Here is a 17,726-nt window from a genome sequence, read left to right on the forward strand (position 1 = left end):
CCGATGATCGACAGCCGCAACACCGGCGCCGTCCCGACCATGCCCGTGGCCCATTGGGACGTCGTACTGCCGGACGAATCCGCCACCGGCCGCCTCGCCATGGACCTCGCCGCGACGCTCCGGCCCGGCGATCTCGTCACGCTCGGCGGCGATCTGGGCGCCGGCAAGACGACTCTGGCGCGGGCGCTGATCCGCGAGATGGCCGGCGATCCCGAGCTCGAAGTGCCGAGCCCGACCTTCACCCTGATGCAGACCTACGACCTGCCGCGCCACCGGGTCGTCCATGCCGATCTCTACCGGCTGGCCGATGCGTCCGAGCTCGACGAACTCGGCTGGCAGGACCAGACCGACGGCGCGGTGACGCTGGTCGAATGGCCTGAGCGGGCCGAGGGCGCGGTGCTCCAGCCGGACCGGCTGGAAGTGCAGATCACCATTCCGCCGGAGGGCGGGGAAACGCGCCGGCGCGTGCGCCTGTTCGGCTATGGCCGGCTCGCCGGCGCGCTCTACCGCATGAAGGCGATCCGCTCGCTCATCGACAAGACCGGCTTCGGCCCGGCCCGCCGCCAGCATCTGCAGGGTGACGCCTCGACCCGCGCCTATGAGCGTCTCATCGGTCCGAAGCGCAACGCGGTGCTGATGAACGCGCCGCGCCGGCCGGACGGCCCGCCGGTGCGCGGCGGCCGTCCCTACAGCGCCATCGCCCATCTCGCCGAGGACGTGAAGCCCTTCGTCGCCATGGCGCTGGCGTTGCGCGCGCGGGGCTTCTCGGCGCCGGCCATCTATGGCGGCGATCTTGATGCCGGCCTGCTGATCATCGAGGATCTCGGCACCGAAGGCGTGCTCGCCGGCAGCCCGCCCGCGCCGGTGACCGAGCGCTACGAGGCGTCGGTGGACGTGCTGGCCGCCCTGCACGGCCTCGACCTTTCGGCGACGCTGCCGGTCACCGCCGGCATCGAGCATCGTCTGCCGGCCTATGACGTCGACGCGCTGCTCATCGAGGCGGAGCTGCTGCTCGACTGGTATCTGCCGCATTGCGGCGCGTCGATCGCCGCCGATGCCCGCCAGTCGTTCCGCCAGCTCTGGGCGGCGGCGCTGGCGCCCTCGCTGGCGCAGAAGCCGGTCTGGGTGATGCGCGACTACCATTCGCCGAACCTGATGTGGCTACCCGAGCGCGAGGGTCTGGAGCGCATCGGCCTGCTCGATTTCCAGGACGCGGTGATGGGCCCGCCGGCCTACGACCTCATCTCGCTGACGCAGGATGCGCGCGTCGACGTGTCCGAGCCGCTCGAGCTGGCGCTGCTCGGCCGCTACGTGAAGGCGCGCCGGCTGGCCGATCCCGATTTCGACATGCGGGCCTTCGCCGCTTCCTACGCGGTGATGGGCGCCCAGCGCGCCACCAAGATCCTCGGCATCTTCGCCCGGCTCAACCACCGCGACCGCAAGCCGGGTTATCTCAGGCACATCCCGCGCATCTGGAACTATCTCCAGCGCTGCCTCGCCTTCACCGATCTGGAGGCGCTGTCGGGCTGGTACAAGGACCACGTGCCCCCGCCTGGCGGCCGCCCGCGCGCCGAGGGCGTGCGCCCGGTTCCCCAGCCTCCCGCCGAGCCGTCGCCGCCGGCAGAGGCCTCGGAGCCCGCCGCGCCGGAGGTGCCCGAGGCTCCGCCTTCCGAAACCCCGCCGTCCGCCGCCGGAACGGCCTCGCCCGAGGCCCCCGCGCCGAGCGCGCCGTCCGAAACGCCGAGCGAATCCAACCCGACATGAGCGCGATCAGGACCGCCATGGTGCTCGCTGCCGGCCTCGGCAAGCGCATGCGCCCCCTTACCGACCGCATTCCCAAGCCGATGGTGGCGGTGAACGGCCGCCCGCTGATCGACCATGTGCTCGACCGGCTCGAGGCGGCCGGCGTCGAGAAGGCGGTGGTCAACGTGCACTGGCACGCCGACGTGCTGGAGCGGCATCTGGCCGGGCGCCGCAACCCGCCGCGTATCGTCCTCTCCGACGAGCGCGGCGAGCTGCTGGAGACCGGCGGCGGCATCCGCAAGGCGCTCCCCGAGCTTGGCCCCGGCCCGTTCTACGTGATGAACGCCGACACCATCTGGATCGAGGGCATCCGCCCCAACCTCGCGGCGCTGGCGGAGGACTTCGACCCCGCGGCGATGGATTTCCGCCTGCTCGTCGCCTCGACCGCGGCCTCCATCGGCTATGAGGGCAACGGCGATTTCCTCATGGACGGCGAGAGCCGCCTCACGCCCCGTCCCGAGCGCGTCATGGCGCCGTTCGTCTATGCCGGCGCCGCCGTCGTCTCGCCCGCCATCTTCGAGGACTCGCCGGAGGGATCGTTCTCGCTGAGCCGTCTGTTCGTGCGTGCCGCCGAGGCGGGCCGCCTGTACGGCGAGCGCATGGAAGGGGTGTGGATGCATGTCGGCACGCCGGAAGCCATCGCCGAGGCCGAGGAGGCGATCGAGCGCTCCAAGGATTGAGCGGAGCGCGGCCATGCCCCGTCCTACCAATCCCTATACCGCCGCGCCAGCGCCCCCTTGTGGCGCGCGCCCAACCGGCGCATGACCGCTGCATGAGCTGCCGCGCGCCGAACCTCCTCACCATCCCGTCCTCCGCGCCGTTCCTCGCGACGCTGGCGGACGCGCTGCTGGACGGCCGCCTCGTGGAGGGCTTCGCGCCGCGCGGCGATCCGCTGGCGCTCGCCTCCGCCACCGTCTTCCTGCCGACCCGCCGCGCCGGCCGCCTGCTGGGCGAGGCCCTGCGCGCCCGCATGGCGGGCGGTGTCACCCTGCTGCCGCGCATCGTGCCGCTGGGCGATGTGGACGAGGACGCGCTCGCCTTCGCCGAGAGCTTCACCGATCCGCCGCGCGCCGTGCCGCCGACCACCCGCCGCCTCGCGCTCGCCAGCCTCATCCGCCGCTGGCGGCGCCTGCTCGCCGGGGATGACGGCCGTGTCGCCGTGGCCGCCGGCCCCGGCGCCGAGTTCGCCCTCGCCGACGCGCTGGCCCATCTCATCGACGAGATGGCGGCGCAGGAGGTGCCGTGGGAACGGCTCGACACGCTCGTGCCCGGCCAGCATGACCGCTACTGGGACATGGCGCTCGACTTCCTCAAGATCGCCCGCGATTTCTGGCCGGCGCAGCTCGCCGAGCTCGGCGCGGTCGATGCCAGCGTGCGGCGCGACCGGCTCATCGCGGCGGAGGCGGCGCGACTGGCGGGCCTGCCGGATGCCGGCCCGGTCATCGCGGCCGGCTCCACCGGCTCCATGTCGGCCACCGCGCGCCTGCTGGCCGCCGTGGCCCATCTGCCGCGCGGCGCCGTGGTGCTGCCCGGCCTCGATCTCCATCTCGACGCCCGCTCCTGGGACGTGCTGACCGACGACGAGGCCCCGGCGTTCAGCCATCCCCAATACGGCCTCGCGCTCCTGCTCCGGCGCTACATGCGCGTCGACCGGGAAGCGGTGCGCGAGCTCGCCCCGCCGGCGCCGTATGGGCGCGAGCGGCTGCTCTCCGAGGCGCTGCGTCCCGTCGCCTCCACGGAGGCGTGGGCGAGCCTGCCCGAGCGCCTCGGCGCCGGGGAGATCGACGTCGCCCTCGCGCAGGTCGGCCTCATCGAGGCGGACGATGCGCGGGAGGAAGCCCTCGCCATCGCCGTCGCCCTGCGCGAGGTGCTGGAGGTGCCGGGCCGTACCGCCGCCCTCATTACCCCCGATCGGGACCTCGCCCGCCGCGTCGCCGCCGAGCTGCTGCGCTTCCGGGTGCGCATCGACGATTCCGCCGGCGAGCCGCTGTCGGAGAGCGTGCCCGGCCGGTTCGCCCGGCTCGTGGCCGATGTCTGCCACGAGGAACTGGCGCCGGTCCCGCTTTCCGCGCTGCTGCGTCACGTGCTGGCGCGCTTCGGGCTGGAGCGCGCCGCGCTCGATGCCGGCGCCGACGCGCTGGAGATGATGGTGCTGCGCGGGCCGCGTCCGGCGGCCGGCGCTTCCGGGCTGGTCGAGGCGGTCGCCGCCTTCAGCCCCTCCGCCTACCATCCGAGCGACCCCCGCGCGGGGATGGACGAGGACGCCCGCGCCCGTGCCGCCGCCCTCGCCGGCCGCATCGCGCGGGGCCTCGCGCCGCTGCTGGCGCTGGGGCAGGGCGAGCATGCCTTCGGCGCGCTGCTGGAGGCCCACCGCGCGGCCGTGCAGGCGGCCTGGAGCGGCCCGGACGCCGGCGCGCCCGAGGACGAGACCGCGCTGGCCGAGCTGGCGCGCGCCTTCGATGCCATGGCCGAGGGCGCCGCCCAGGCCCCGGCCATGACGCTCGCCGATTACGCCGCCGCGCTGCCGCTGCTGCTGGCCGACCGCCCGGTACGGCCGCCGCTGCTGGCCGGTGCGCGGCTGCGCATCCTGGGCCCGCTGGAAGCGCGTCTCGTGAGCGTCGATCGCGTGGTGCTGGCGGGCCTCGTGGAGCAGACCTGGCCGGCGGCGGTGCGCACCGATCCCTGGCTCAGTCGGCCGATGCGCGCGGCGCTGGGGCTGGAAGCGCCGGAACGGCGCACCGGCCTCTCCGCCCATGACTTCGTGCAGGGCTGCGGCGCGCCGGAGCTCATCCTCTCCCATCCGCGCAAGCTCGGCGGCGCGCCCACCGTGCCCTCGCGCTTCCTCCAGCGGCTCGAAGCGGTCAGCGGGGAGGGGCGCTGGAAGGCGGCCATTGCCCGCGGTGATCGCTTCCGCCGCCTCGCGGCCCTCATCGAGGAGGAGCCCGCCGCCCCCCGCATTGCCCGTCCCGAGCCCGCGCCGCCGGTCGAGCTGCGCCCCCGGCGCCTGTCCGTGACCGAGATCGAGACCTGGCTGCGCGATCCCTACACCATCTATGCCCGCCACGTGCTGCGCCTGCGCCCGCTCGACAGGCTGGACGAGGCGCCCGGCGCCGCCGAGCGCGGCACCGCCATCCACGAGGCGCTGGGCGCTTTCGCGGAAGCCTTCCCCGAGGCCCTGCCGGCCGACCCCGAGGCGGTGCTGCTGGATTATGGCCGGCAGGCCTTCCGGCCGCTGGAAGCCTTCCCGGCGGAGCACGCCCTCTGGTGGGCGCGCTTCGAGCGCCTGGTCCCCCGCTATATCGGCTGGGAGCGTTCCCGCCGCGCGCTGACCCGGCGCGTCTTCGCCGAGCAGGCCGGGCGCATGTCGCTCGCCGGCGGCCGCTTCACGCTCACCGGCCGCGCCGACCGTATCGAGCAACTGCGCGCCGGCGGTCTCGCCATCGTCGATTTCAAGACCGGCGCGGTGCCCACCGCGAAGCAGACCGCCGCGCATTATTCGCCGCAGCTTCCGCTGGAAGCGGCGATGGCGGCGCGCGGCGGTTTCCCGGACGTGCCGGCGGAGGAGGCGGCCGCGCTCGTCTATGTGCGCCTCGGCACGGCCGAGCTGAAGGAGGTCAGCGCCGTCGACAGGGACGAAACCGCTCTCGGGCTCGGCGCCTCGACGCTGGAGCGGCTGGAGGGGCTCGTGGCCGCCTTCGAGAATCCCTCGCGCGGCTATGCCTCGCTGGCCCGCCCGATGTTCCGTGGCCGCTTCGGGGACTATGACCACCTCGCCCGGGTGAAGGAATGGTCGACCGGTGGGGAGGGCGAGGAATGAACGACCTGACCGAACTCGCCCCTGGCCCGCTGCGCGCGGCCACCGCCTTGCAGACCACGGCTTCCGACCCGCGTCTGTCCGCCTGGGTTTCGGCCAATGCCGGATCGGGAAAGACCCATGTGCTCGCGCGCCGGGTGATCCGCTTGCTGATGCGCGGGGTGCCGCCCGGCCGCATCCTCTGCCTCACCTATACGAAGGCGGCGGCGGCCAACATGGCCAACCGCGTGCTCGGCGAGCTGCGCAAATGGACGACGCTCGACGACGCCACGCTCGACGCCGAGATCGTGAAGACCGATGGCGGGCGTTCCGACGCGCTGCGGCGCGCGCAGGCGCGACGCCTGTTTGCGCAGGCGCTGGAGACGCCGGGAGGGCTGAAGATCCAGACCATCCACGCCTTCTGCGGCGCGCTGCTGCACGCCTTCCCCTTCGAGGCCGGCGTGCCGGCCGGCTTCGGCGAACTGGAGGAGGCGGCGCGCCTCGAACTGCTGGCCCGCGTGCGGGCCGATGTGGTGCTCACGGCGGCCGGGGCTCCGGACAGCGCGCTCGGCCGGGCGCTGGCCCTCATCGTCGGCACCACCTCCGACGACGGCATCGACCGGCTGATCGAGGAGCTGGTGTCCGATCCGGCGGCGCTCGACGCCACCGAGGCGGAGCTCGCCGCCGCCGTGGGCCTCGACGGGCCGGTTGCTTCGGAAGACATCGAGCGCCGCATCATCGCCGGTGCCCTCATCGGACGCGGCACGTGGATGGGGCTTGCGGAGGCGCTGATCGCGGAGGGCGGCAACTGCGCCCGCCGGGGCCGCGCGCTCCTCGAAGCGGCCGGCGCGCCCGATGACGGCGTCGCGGACGCCTATGCCCGGGTCTTCCTCAAGGAGGATGGCGAGCCTTATAGCGACAGCCAGTTCGGCCCCGCGGCGATCCGGGACAAGTACCCTCAGCTCCTTGCCGAGCGCGACCGCATCGCCCCGCTGGCCCGCGAACTCGCCGCCGCCCGCGCCTTCGAGCGCAGCCGCGCCGTGCTCGCCCTCGGCCGCGACGCGGCGCGCCGCTACGAGCGCGCCAAGGCGGCGCGGGGCGTGCTCGACTTTGCCGACCTCGTGGACGCGGCCCGGCGCCTGCTCGCGTCGGGAGCCTCCGCCTGGGTGCACTACAAGCTCGACCAGGGCATCGACCACGTGCTGCTGGACGAGGCGCAGGACACCAGCCCCGAGCAGTGGGAGGTGATCCGCCCGCTCGTCGCCGAGTTTTTCGCCGGAGAGGGGGCGGGCTACGGGGCGCGCAACCTGCCGCGCACGCTCTTCGTCGTCGGCGACGAGAAGCAGTCGATCTTCTCCTTCCAGGGCGCCGATCCGCGCCGCTTCGACACGGTGCGGCGGGAACTCGAGGCGGCGGCCGGCGACAGCTTCGCCCATATCGAGCTGCGCCATTCCTTCCGCTCCGCGCCCGGCATTCTGGAGGCGGTGGACACGGTGTTCCACGCCGAGGCCGCCCATCACGGCCTCTCCGCCGAGGGCGTGGCGCCGGTGCACGAGGCCATCCATGCGGCGCTGCCGGCGCTGGTGGAGCTGTGGGAGCCCGAGGCGCCCAGCGAGAAGGTCGACATCGACGCGTGGCAACGCCCGCTCGATGCTCCTGCTACGGACGACCCGAAGGGGCGCCTCGCCCGCAAGATTGCTACGCATATTGCTACCCGGATTCGCGAGGGTTTTCCGGTCACCGGCCGGCACGGCACCCGTCCGGCGCGGCCGGGCGATTTCCTCATCCTGGTGCGTCGCCGCGACTCGCTTTTCGAGGCAATCATTAGGGAATTGAAGGGCGCGCAGGTCCCCGTCGCCGGCGCCGACCGCCTCACCGTCGCCGAGCACATCGCCGTCATGGACCTGATGGCCCTCGGCGACGCGCTACTCGCTCGCGACGACGAATTGGCGCTGGCAGAAACACTGAAGAGCCCGCTCTTCGGCCTCGATGACGCCGATTTGATGAATCTGGCGCCGGAGCGCCCCGGCCTCCTGGAGGATGCGCTCGTCGCCCGTGCCGGCGAGAATCCGAGATGGCGCGCGGCGGCGGAGCGGCTGGCGCGGCTGCGTTCGGAGGCGCGGCGGCTGCGGCCCTTCGATTTCTATACCCGCGTGCTGGGTCGCGAGCGCGGCCGCGCTGGCATGCTGGCGCGCCTCGGCCCGGAGGCGGCCGACGCGCTCGACGAGATGCTGGCGTTGGCCCGTGCCTATGAGAATGTCGAGGTGCCCTCGCTTGCCGGCTTCCTCGCCTTCTTGAGACGTGGCGGCGCCGAGGCCAAGCGCGACATGGAGGCGGGGCGCGACGAGGTGCGCGTCATGACCGTGCACGGCGCCAAGGGGCTGGAAGCGCCCTACGTCATCCTCGCCGACACGACTTCCGGCCCGATGACCCGCCGCAGTGCGGGCCTGTTGCGTGTCGAGCTGTCGGGCGGCCGGCGGGTCGCGCTGCACGCTCCCGCCAAGAAGGCCGATACGCCCGCCATGGCGGCGGCCCGCCAGCGTGGCGACGACGCCCAGCAGGATGAATATCGTCGTCTGCTCTACGTCGCGCTGACCCGTGCCGAGAGTGCGCTGGTGTTGTGCGGAGCGGAAGGTGGGCGCAAGCGCCCGGCGGACTGCTGGTATGATCTCGTCCACGGCGCCCTGGAGCCCGAAGCGGTCGAGCAGCCGGCCACCGGTTTCGCCGGAACCGTACGCCGGTGGCGCGCTGGCGGGGCGCGGACGGAAAATGAGCCCGCCGCCATTGCCTCCCCGGATCTAATGGTGGTTGACGAGGTCGAACGCGCGCTCGCACGCTCTCTTGCCCGCCCCGTCGAGGAGGAGGCGCTACGCGTCAGCCTGCGCCCCTCGGCGTCCGGGCTCATCGCTCCGATCCCCGACGAAGCCGCTGCCCGTGCTCTGGAACGTGGTGACCTGCTGCACCGGCTGATGGCCGCACTCGCCAATCTGCCGCCGGAGGCGCGCGTCGAACCGGGGCGCCGGCTGCTCGCCGCCGCCTCCGACTGGCCGCCCGAACCGCGCGAGGAACTGCTCGCGGAGGCGCTGGGCGTTCTCGCCTTGCCGGAGCTGGCCGGACTGTTCGCGCCCGGAAGCCTCGCCGAGGTGCCGCTGGTCGGCGCGCTTGACGATGGTACGCCGGTTTCCGGGCGTATCGACCGGCTCGTGGTGCGGCCTGATCATGTCGTCGTCGCCGACTTCAAGACGGATCGCCATGTACCGCGCTTACCCTCTGCCATGCCGCTTGCGCATGTCCGCCAGGTCGCGCTCTACGCCCGGCTGTTGCGCACATTGTTCCCGGGCCGGGAAATCCGTGCCTTGCTCGTCTATACGGCTGGTCCATTCGCGCATGCGCTCGATTCCGACGCGCTGGAACGCTTGATGGAAAGCGTCACTTCGGTGTGACGCTGCCTTGACGGGGTGGGGGGCGGATACCTACCTTGCGGTCAACTTCCGTTGAATCTCAAGATTCTGAAAGGTGTCCCAATGGGCGTCGAAAAGGTGTCGGATCAGAGCTTCGAATCCGACGTGATCAATTCCTCCGGTCCTGTCCTCGTGGACTTCTGGGCGGAGTGGTGCGGTCCCTGCCGCATGGTGGCCCCGGTCCTCGACGAGGTGGCGGGCGAGCTTGGTGACAAGCTGAAGATCGTCAAGCTGAACGTCGACGAGAATCCGGCCACCGCTTCCAAGTACGGCATCATGTCGATCCCGACGCTGCTGCTGTTCAAGGACGGACAGCTCGCCTCGCGTCAGGTCGGCGCGGCGCCGAAGGCCAAGATGCTGCAGTGGATCAACAGCGCGATCTGATCAGATCTCGTCCGGAAAGAACGAAACCCCGGCGCGGTTCCCGCGCCGGGGTTTTCTTTTGTGGGCGCCGTTGTCGCATATTTTACAGGGGATGGCTGGACGTTGCCGAACTGCTCCTTCATTTGTATGGTATAATTCTAAAATATCGGGATGCAGTCAAAAATGGTCTATCTGTCATGTCCAGCATTTCTCTGACGTTCGAGAGGCCGGCGGATATGTTCCGGCGTCTTGAGTGGCGCCCGCGAGCAACGCAGTGGCGGCCTTGCGGAGCCCTCATCTTCCAGCACTGAAACGACGTGGCGGATGCTATGAGCGCAAGGTTGCCGCGGCACTGATGTTGCGCTTTTTGCTTTCAGGCACGTCGGGAATACGGGTTTTGAGCTCGGGGAAGCTGACTCGTTCCGTCATTTGAATGCTGCTCATCCGGAACGCCGATCGGATCGGTTCTGCGTTCCCCGATCATTTTTCAGACAGTGCGGATCTCACCGTGGATCAGGGCGAAGATCTCTCTTCATCGAACGACATCGACATCACGGAGGCTGCGGCTGTCCCTGTGCCGCCGGCCAAGCAACCCATCGTCATCGTGCTTGGGATGCACCGCAGCGGTACCTCGCTCTGTTCCCATATTCTGAGCGCGCTCGGCGTCGATATGGCCGACGATGTGGGGCATGGCCCGGCGAATGTCGACGGTCACTGGGAACGGTGGGAACTGGTCGACCTGCACGATCGTCTTTTGCTGGCGCTGGAACGACCCTACAACAACCCTCGCGGATATGAGCTGCGTCACGATCTGCCGCTGCCGCGTGGCTGGCGGGCCCTGCCTGTTGCGCATGCCGTTCGGCGGGACATCGAGACGTTCCTCAAGGAGCGCATGTATCCGGGGCAGCTTTTCGGCTTCAAGGATCCTCGCACCTGCCGGCTCCTGCCGCTCTGGATGGAGATCATCGAGCGGCTCGATCTGGAGCCACGGTTCGTTATCTGTGTACGCGACCCCATCGACGTCGCCCTGTCGTTGAAGCGTCGGGATGATCTGCCGGTAGCGGCGGGCGAGTATCGCTGGCTGACCTACAATGCGGACTGCTTCCGGCATGTGCGCGACGGTGCGCTTCTCGTGACGTATGAGAGTTGGTTCAATGAGCCCCAGCGCACGATCGAGCGGCTGCGGGACTTCGTGATGCCGGAGGTGCGCAAACCCATCCCTCCGGACGTCTTCGACCTCATTCAGCCGGAGCTCAACCACGGTGTTTCGAAGACGCGCTCCGGAGCTGGTTCTTCAGTCGTTTCCGATCTTTATGGGGCCCTGAAGGCTCTTGAAGCTGATCCTTCGCGTTGGCCCGCTGTCGACGCGGCCATCGCGTTTTTTGACCTCTGTCAGGCAAACAATCCCTATGGCGAAGCGCTTATGGGTGCGCTCTCGCGTGACGAGGAAAGCCGGTTGCGGATCGAGGAGGAGCGCGATGCGGCGGCTCTTGCCCGAGCCGATGTCGAGCGTCTCACCGCCGATTTGCACTATGCACGTTCCCGGCTCGCCGTGACGGACGACACCGAGCGCATGCTGCGGCTCGCCCTTGAGGAGGCACGCGAGGAAAAGGATGTCCTCAAGCGTCAGCTCGATCGCGCCCTCTCGCTCTCTGGCATGACCGAGGGCGCGACGCCTCTTGTCGCCATGCCGGGAACGGCCGATGCGCTGACGGTACTGCACGATGGGGCGGGCTTGAGCGAGGATGTCGCCCGGTTGCTGCGCTCGGCCGATCTGCGCATCCGCCGCCTGGAGCGTTCCATGGGCGCGCGTCACGACTCCACGCCTCAGGAGGGGGAGGGTATCGATCCCGTCATGCGCGGACTGACGTCGGCGCAGATCGACATGATGGCACGGTCCATATTCGACCTGGAGTATTATCAGGCGGGAACAGGAACGCCGGAGACCGATCCGGACAAGCTCTGGATGGAGTTCATCGGTCGTGGCTGGGATGTCGAAATGAGCGGCAACCGCTTCTTCGACGTGCGTTACTACCGCTTCATGTCAGGTTCCATCGATGAAGCCAGCAGCCCGACTCCGCTGCATCATTATGCCGAACTGGGTCTGCCCCGACAGATCTCGCCGAGCTGGATTTTCGACGAGGCCTACTATCTGCACCATAACCCCGATGTCGCGGCGGCGATCGAACGGGGCGAACTCGTGTGTGCCTTCGAGCATTTTTCCCGTTCCGGCACGGTCGAAGGACGTAACGGTTGCCCCTTCTTCAACGAGCGCCGGTATCTTGAGCTGAATCCGGACATTGCAGAGGCGGTGGCAGCAGGGGCGCTTCGCTCCGGCGAATCGCACTATCTGCAATATGGTCAGAAGGAAGGTCGCCTCTTCCGCTGATGCCTGCCGTCGGGCGGGCTTCGGTCAGCGCGGCGGCAGAGGAGAGGCTGTTTCGCCTTTGGTTCAGCAGTGGGACCCATCGACCGTCGCAAGGGGCCGGCGCCGATCGATTAAGCTAGCACGGTGCTGTTAATCTGGCAGCATCAGCGTCCGAACGGGATTATCCCGTTCGGAGCACCACATGACAGTGGTGCGATGGTGCCCAGGAGAGGACTCGAACCTCCACGGTGTTACCCACTGGTACCTGAAACCAGCGCGTCTACCAATTCCGCCACCTGGGCACATGCCGCCGGAGCAACATGGCGGCGACACATAGTCGGGCACCCTCCATCTTGTCAACGCGCCTTTCGCGCTTCCGCGGCCGGCGAGGTGGATTTGTCACCACTTTGCCGTGGAAGAGCCGTCTGAAGCGGGTTGCCGAGCCGATGGAGGTCAGACGTTGCCCAGCAACGCTGGACGCTCGGGCGATGGCGCGCTAATCGTCTGGCATCCCATATGCCGGGTCGGGAGAGAATGATGGTCGATGCCGCCGATTCCAACGAGTTGCCGCTCGAAAGCGAGGCCGAACTGGAACAGCGCGCCGCGCCGATGGAGCGCCTCGTCACCATCTATGGCGGCTCGGGCTTCATTGGTCGCCATGTGGTGCGCGCGCTTGCGCGTCTGGGCTGGCGCGTGCGCGTCGCCGTCCGCCGGCCGGATCTCGCCGGCCATCTCCAGCCGCTTGGCGCGGTCGGGCAGATCACCGCGGTGCAGGCGAATCTGCGTTATCCCGCCTCAGTGCTGCGCGCGGCCGAAGGTGCCGAGGTCGTCATCAATCTTGTCGGTATCCTGCACGAGGGCGGCCGGCAGAGTTTTGAGGCGGTGCATGCTTTTGGTAGCAAGCAGGTAGCGCAGGCGGCGCGGGAGGTCGGCGCGCGGCTGATCCACGGCTCGGCGATCGGCGCGGATGCTGGCTCCGAGGCGTTCTACGCCAAGAGCAAGGCCGCCGGCGAGACGGTAGCGCTGGAAGCGGTGCCGGAAGCGGTCATCCTGCGACCCTCCGTCGTGTTCGGCCCCGAGGACAACTTCTTCAACCGGTTCGCCGCGCTGTCGCGGCTCTCGCCGGTGCTGCCGCTGATCGCCGGCGGCCATACCCGCTTCCAGCCGGTCTTCGTCGGCGATGTCGCGGCGGCCTTCGCCAAGGCGGTGGACGGCCTCGCCCGTCCGGGCACGGTCTACGAGCTCGGCGGGCCGGAAGTGCTCACCTTCAAGCAGCTCATGGAGCTGATGCTCGCCGAGATCGACCGCAAGCGGCTGCTGGTGCCGATGCCGGCCGCCATCGCCTCCTTCAATGCGCGGCTGCTGGAGCTGCTGCCCAATCCGCTACTCACGCGCGATCAGGTGCGCCTTCTGGGCTACGACAACGTGGTCTCGGAAGCGGCCAAGGCGGAAGGGCGCACGCTGGAAGGGCTGGGCATCCAGCCGACCGCGCTCGGCGCCATCCTGCCGGGCTATCTCTGGCGCTACCGCAAGGCCGGCCAGTTCACCCGTCCGGAAGCTGCCTGATCCCGGCATCGCCCCGCCACAACATTCCGCTTAAAGGAAAAGCCGCCGGAGCGTCCCGCCCGGCGGCTTTTCCGTATCCGGCCGGCGGGACGCTCGCCCCCGCCAATGCGTGCGCTCAGCCCACCAGAGCCAGCGCCACGAGGCCGATGCCGCCCACCGCGATGCGCCACCAGCCGAACGGCGTGTAGCCATGGCGCGAGACGAAGGCGATCAGCCCCCGCACCACGGTAATGGCGGCGAGGAAAGCGGCGACGAAGCCCACCGCGATGAGCATCGCGTCGTCGGAATTCAGCGCGTCGCGATTCTTGTAGAGATCGTAGGCGAAGGCGCCGGTCATGGTCGGCAGGGCGAGGAAGAAGGAGAACTCGGCCGCCGCCGGCTTGCTGGCGCCCAGCAGCAGCCCGCCCACGATGGTGGAACCCGAGCGCGACACGCCGGGAATCATGGCGAGGCACTGGATGAAGCCGATCTTCAAGGCCAGCAGGGGCGGGAAGGCCATGGCGTCGTCGTGTACCGGGCGCAGCTTCAGCGTGTCGACCCACAAAAGCACGATGCCGCCGAGAATCAGCATGATGCAGATCAGCACCGGCGTCTCGAACAGCACGCTCTTGATGAAGCCGTGCGCGAAGGCGCCGATCACCGCCGCCGGCAGGAAGGCGATGAGGATGCCGATGACGAAGTTGCGCGAGCGCGGGCTGGTGGGCAGCGACAGCAGGATCTGCAGGAAGCGCTGGAAGTAGACGACGACGATGGCGAGGATGGCGCCGAGCTGGATCACCACCTCGAACACCTTGCCTTCGCTCTCGAAGCCGAGGAAATGCCCTGCGAGCAGGATGTGGCCGGTCGAGGAGACGGGCAGGAACTCGGTGAAGCCTTCCAGGAGACCAAGAAGGAAGGCTTCGAGCAGGGTGCCGAACGACATGGGGTGTTCCGTGGACAATTCCGTGGAGGAGGGGACGGCCCGCGACGCACGCGGCGCGCGCATCCTGTCCGCTTCGCGACGCGCGATCAACGTGACGCTGTGTCAGGACGCGGGCGCTTTTCCAAGGGATTTTTCCCGGACGACCCCGCGGTATTTCCATTTCCGGACTTTTCCCGTCGTTTTTTCGTCACGGCGCCTTCCCGACACGCCGCCATCATGAATCCGCCTAACATGGCCGCTCCATTCAAAGCGGTCGGCGTTGTTCGGAAACGGCAACGTTTGGGAGTTCTTGATGAGAAGTTTGTTTGCCGGCGCCATGATGCTTCTGGCGCTCGGCGGTTCGGCGTTCGCGCAGGGCCGCGGTTTCGTGACGACGGATGTCAACCTGCGTGCCGGTCCCGGCACCGCCTATCCGGCGGTGGTGGTCCTTGGCGAGGGGACGCCGCTCGAGATCTTCGGGTGCCTCGACGACTATAGCTGGTGCGACGTCGAGTGGGACGATGTGCGCGGCTGGGTTGCCGCCCGCTATATCGAGGCGGATTACCGTGGCCGGCGTGTCGAGTTCTACGACTACGCGCCGACCATCGGCGTGCCGATCATCGCCTTCAGCTTCAATGACTATTGGGGCCGCTACTATCGCGGTCGGCCCTGGTACTCGACCTATGACCGCTGGGGGCCGCCGCGCCGTCCCCCGCCGCCGGGCGGCTGGGGCGGTCCGGGCGGTCCCGGCTGGAACGGCGGTCGCCCGCCCGGCAGCTGGGGTGGTCCCGGCTGGAACGACGGCCGTCCGCCGCATGGCGGGTGGAACGGCAATGGCCGTCCGCCCCAGCAGGGCAACTGGGGTGGCAACGGCCGTCCGCCGCAAGGCGGGTGGAACGGCAATGGCCGTCCGCCCCAGCAGGGCAACTGGGGCGGCAATGGTCGTCCCCCCCAAGGCGGATGGAATGGCAACGGGCGCCCGCCGCAGGGCAACTGGGGTGGTGACAATCGTCCGCCGCAACAGGGCCAGCGACCGCCGCAACAGGGCCAGCGGCCGCCCCAGCAGGGTCAGCGGCCGCCCCAGCAGGGCCAGCGCCCGCCTCAGCAGGGCCAGCCGGTGCCGCAGAACCTGCAGAACCAGCGTAACCAGTACATGCAGCGCCTCCAGCAGGCGCAGCCGCAGGGGCAGCGTCCGGGCTCCCGCGGCCAGCCCTGCCAGCCGAATACGCCCGGCTGCCCGAACTGAACCGCGTCGTCCGCCGGTATCTCCTGTGGGGAGTGCCGGCGGACGCCCGGTGGGGAATGCTCGGCGGGAAATGCTTGGCGGTCCCCGCCGGCAGGCGCCGCCGGTCTGTCGTGGACTTGAAATATTCGGGCCGCTCCTGTAGAGGGTGCGGCCTTCAAGAACCGCCCGGCTAATAAGGGCTGCCGTGGCGGTTCGATTGCTCACACTAGATTGGGCCGGGCGTCCCTCCGGGGAAGTTGCCGGCCGTGGAGATCGAGCCAAATGCCCAAGATGAAGACCAAGTCCGGAGCGAAGAAGCGCTTCAAGCTCTCCGGCACCGGCAAGGTGATCATGGCCCAGGCCAATAAGCGCCACGGCATGATCAAGCGCACCAACAAGCAGATCCGCGATCAGCGCGGCACCACGACCATGTCTGAGCGTGATGCCTTCAACGTTCGCAAGTTCTATCTGCCCAACGGCTGACGCCCCCTAGCCAGTACCAGGAGAAACTCCCATGGCACGTGTCAAGCGCGGCGTAACTTCTCACGCCAAGCACAAGAAAGTGCTCAAGGCGGCGAAGGGCTATTTCGGCCGCCGCAAGAATACCATCCGCGTCGCGAAGCAGGCGGTCGAGAAGGCGCAGCAGTACGCCTATCGCGACCGCAAGGCGAAGAAGCGCAATTTCCGCGCTCTCTGGATCCAGCGCATCAACGCCGCGACCCGCGAGCTCGGCTTCACTTATGGTCGATTTATCGACGGTCTCGGCAAGGCCGGGATCGAGGTCGACCGCAAGGTGCTCTCGGATATCGCCATCCACGAGCCCGACGCCTTCAAGGCGCTGGTCGAGCAGGCCAAGGCCGCGCTGGAAAAGCAGGCCGCCTGATCTCCTCCCGCATGCCGGGACCGAAATGCGAGGAGCCCCGCGCGCAAGCGTTGGGGCTTTTTGCGTTGGCGGCTTTGCGCGTCGGTTCCGGGCAGCTATAAGCCCGCGCAAGCCGCCTGCCCGCCCGAACGACGTCATGGCCGGACCTGTTCCGGCCATCCACGACTTCCGCCGCACGGTGAAAGGCGTGGAACCCCGAGCCAAGCCCGGGGATGACGGCAGACCAGATACCTCTGTCCATCCGAGAAGAAACGATCATGTCCGTCGCCGCCCTTCCCGATCTCGACGCGCTGGAGCGCGAACTGACCGCCGGCATCGCCGCCGCCGCCGACGAGGCGGCGCTGGAGGCGATCCGCGTGAGCGCGCTCGGCAAGAAGGGCTCCGTCTCCGAGCTGCTGAAGAGCCTGGGCGGCATGAGCCCGGAGGAGCGCAAGACCGCCGGCCCCGCCATCAACGGCCTGCGCGACCGGGTCAACGCGGCGCTGACCGCCCGCCGGGCCGAGCTGAAGGCCGCGAGCCTCGCCAGGCGGCTCGAAACCGAGCGCGTCGACGTCACGCTGCCGTTGCGGGAGGCGCCGGCGGAAGCCGGCCGCGTTCACCCGATCAGCCAGGTGATCGACGAGCTCACCGCCATCTTCGCCGACATGGGCTTCTCGGTGGCCGAGGGCCCGGATATCGAGGACGACTTCCACAATTTCACGGCGCTGAACTTTCCCGAGGGGCATCCGGCGCGCGAGATGCACGACACCTTCTACCTGCCCACCAAGGAGGACGGCTCGCGCCTCGTGCTGCGCACCCACACCTCGCCGGTGCAGGTGCGCACCATGATGTCGAAGAAGCCGCCGATCCGCGTCATCTGCCCCGGCCGCACCTATCGCTCCGACAGCGACCAGACCCACACGCCGATGTTCCATCAGGTCGAGGGCCTCGTCATCGACAAGGGCTCGAATCTCGGCCACCTGAAATGGATCCTCGAGGAGTTCTGCAAGGCCTTCTTCGAGGTCGACAATGTGAAGATGCGGTTCCGCCCCTCCTTCTTCCCCTTCACCGAGCCCTCGATGGAGGTCGACATCCAGTGCGACCGCTCGCGCCCCGGCGAGATCCGCTTCGGCGAGGGCTCGGACTGGCTGGAGATCCTCGGCTGCGGCATGGTGCACCCGAACGTGCTGAGGAATTGCGGCCTCGATCCGGACGAGTACCAGGGCTTCGCCTGGGGCATGGGGATCGACCGCATCGCCATGCTGAAATACGGCATGCCGGACCTGCGCGCCTTCTTCGAGGCGGATGTCCGCTGGCTCTCCCATTACGGCTTCCGCCCGCTCGACTTCCCGACGCTGGCCGGCGGCCTGTCGAACTGATCGCG

12 protein-coding genes and 1 tRNA gene are annotated in these 17,726 nt (G+C 69.2%); 11 read left to right on the forward strand and 2 right to left on the reverse strand.

Annotated elements, in window-relative coordinates:
• The first annotated feature begins 3 nt into the window (after nt 1–3).
• The 6 genes from tsaE to FO470_RS15265 all read left to right on the forward strand — a co-directional run bounded on the left by tsaE (nt 4) and on the right by FO470_RS15265 (nt 11,809).
• Nucleotides 4–1,764: a tRNA (adenosine(37)-N6)-threonylcarbamoyltransferase complex ATPase subunit type 1 TsaE gene (gene tsaE, locus FO470_RS15240; RefSeq protein ID WP_144343837.1), complete on the forward strand. Its 1,761-nt coding sequence runs from the start codon at nt 4–6 to the stop codon at nt 1,762–1,764.
• Entirely contained in the window at nt 1,761–2,483 is a 723-nt protein-coding gene (locus FO470_RS15245; protein ID WP_144343838.1) for a nucleotidyltransferase family protein, read from the forward strand. The genes tsaE and FO470_RS15245 overlap by 4 nt, the downstream gene beginning before the upstream one ends.
• Nucleotides 2,484–2,575: 92 nt before the next feature.
• Nucleotides 2,576–5,620: a double-strand break repair protein AddB gene (gene addB, locus FO470_RS15250; protein WP_144343839.1), complete on the forward strand. Its 3,045-nt coding sequence runs from the start codon at nt 2,576–2,578 to the stop codon at nt 5,618–5,620.
• Nucleotides 5,617–9,039 (forward strand): double-strand break repair helicase AddA, encoded by a 3,423-nt coding sequence (gene addA, locus FO470_RS15255; RefSeq protein WP_144343840.1) that lies wholly within the window; start codon nt 5,617–5,619, stop codon nt 9,037–9,039. Before addB ends, addA begins: the two co-directional genes overlap by 4 nt.
• 81 nt (nt 9,040–9,120) lie before the next feature.
• Nucleotides 9,121–9,441 carry a thioredoxin gene (gene trxA / locus FO470_RS15260; protein ID WP_144343841.1) on the forward strand — a complete coding sequence of 107 codons (321 nt, stop codon included), beginning with the start codon at nt 9,121–9,123 and terminating at the stop codon, nt 9,439–9,441.
• 412 nt (nt 9,442–9,853) lie between these two features.
• Nucleotides 9,854–11,809: a sulfotransferase family protein gene (locus FO470_RS15265; RefSeq protein WP_144343842.1), complete on the forward strand. Its 1,956-nt coding sequence runs from the start codon at nt 9,854–9,856 to the stop codon at nt 11,807–11,809.
• A gap of 196 nt (nt 11,810–12,005) precedes the next feature.
• Here FO470_RS15265 and FO470_RS15270 read toward each other — a convergent pair.
• Nucleotides 12,006–12,090 (reverse strand) — tRNA-Leu (locus FO470_RS15270).
• 307 nt (nt 12,091–12,397) lie between these two features.
• Here FO470_RS15270 and FO470_RS15275 point away from each other — a divergent pair.
• On the forward strand, nt 12,398–13,354 hold the full coding sequence (locus FO470_RS15275) for a complex I NDUFA9 subunit family protein (RefSeq protein ID WP_418655059.1): 957 nt from the start codon (nt 12,398–12,400) through the stop codon (nt 13,352–13,354).
• Nucleotides 13,355–13,469: 115 nt separating this feature from the next.
• Here FO470_RS15275 and FO470_RS15280 read toward each other — a convergent pair whose 3' ends face one another.
• Nucleotides 13,470–14,276 carry an undecaprenyl-diphosphate phosphatase gene (locus tag FO470_RS15280; protein WP_144343844.1) on the reverse strand — a complete coding sequence of 269 codons (807 nt, stop codon included), beginning with the start codon at nt 14,274–14,276 and terminating at the stop codon, nt 13,470–13,472.
• Nucleotides 14,277–14,568: 292 nt separating this feature from the next.
• On the opposite strand from FO470_RS15280, the gene FO470_RS15285 reads away from it, so the two are divergent.
• The 4 genes from FO470_RS15285 to pheS all read left to right on the forward strand — a co-directional run bounded on the left by FO470_RS15285 (nt 14,569) and on the right by pheS (nt 17,721).
• A complete protein-coding gene (locus tag FO470_RS15285) occupies nt 14,569–15,501 on the forward strand; it encodes an SH3 domain-containing protein (RefSeq protein WP_186291987.1) in 933 nt (310 codons plus the stop codon).
• Nucleotides 15,502–15,762: 261 nt separating this feature from the next.
• Entirely contained in the window at nt 15,763–15,963 is a 201-nt protein-coding gene (gene rpmI, locus FO470_RS15290; protein ID WP_144343845.1) for a 50S ribosomal protein L35, read from the forward strand.
• Between the two features lie 31 nt (nt 15,964–15,994).
• Nucleotides 15,995–16,363, forward strand: coding sequence for a 50S ribosomal protein L20 (rplT, locus tag FO470_RS15295; protein ID WP_144343846.1), 369 nt, complete (start codon nt 15,995–15,997; stop codon nt 16,361–16,363).
• A 257-nt stretch (nt 16,364–16,620) separates the two neighbouring features.
• Nucleotides 16,621–17,721 carry a phenylalanine--tRNA ligase subunit alpha gene (gene pheS, locus FO470_RS15305; RefSeq protein ID WP_144343848.1) on the forward strand — a complete coding sequence of 367 codons (1,101 nt, stop codon included), beginning with the start codon at nt 16,621–16,623 and terminating at the stop codon, nt 17,719–17,721.
• Nucleotides 17,722–17,726: the final 5 nt, after the last annotated feature.

It is taken from the genome of Ancylobacter moscoviensis (assembly GCF_007559435.1).
In the GTDB taxonomy this organism is placed as follows: Bacteria; Pseudomonadota; Alphaproteobacteria; order Rhizobiales; family Xanthobacteraceae; genus Ancylobacter; species Ancylobacter moscoviensis.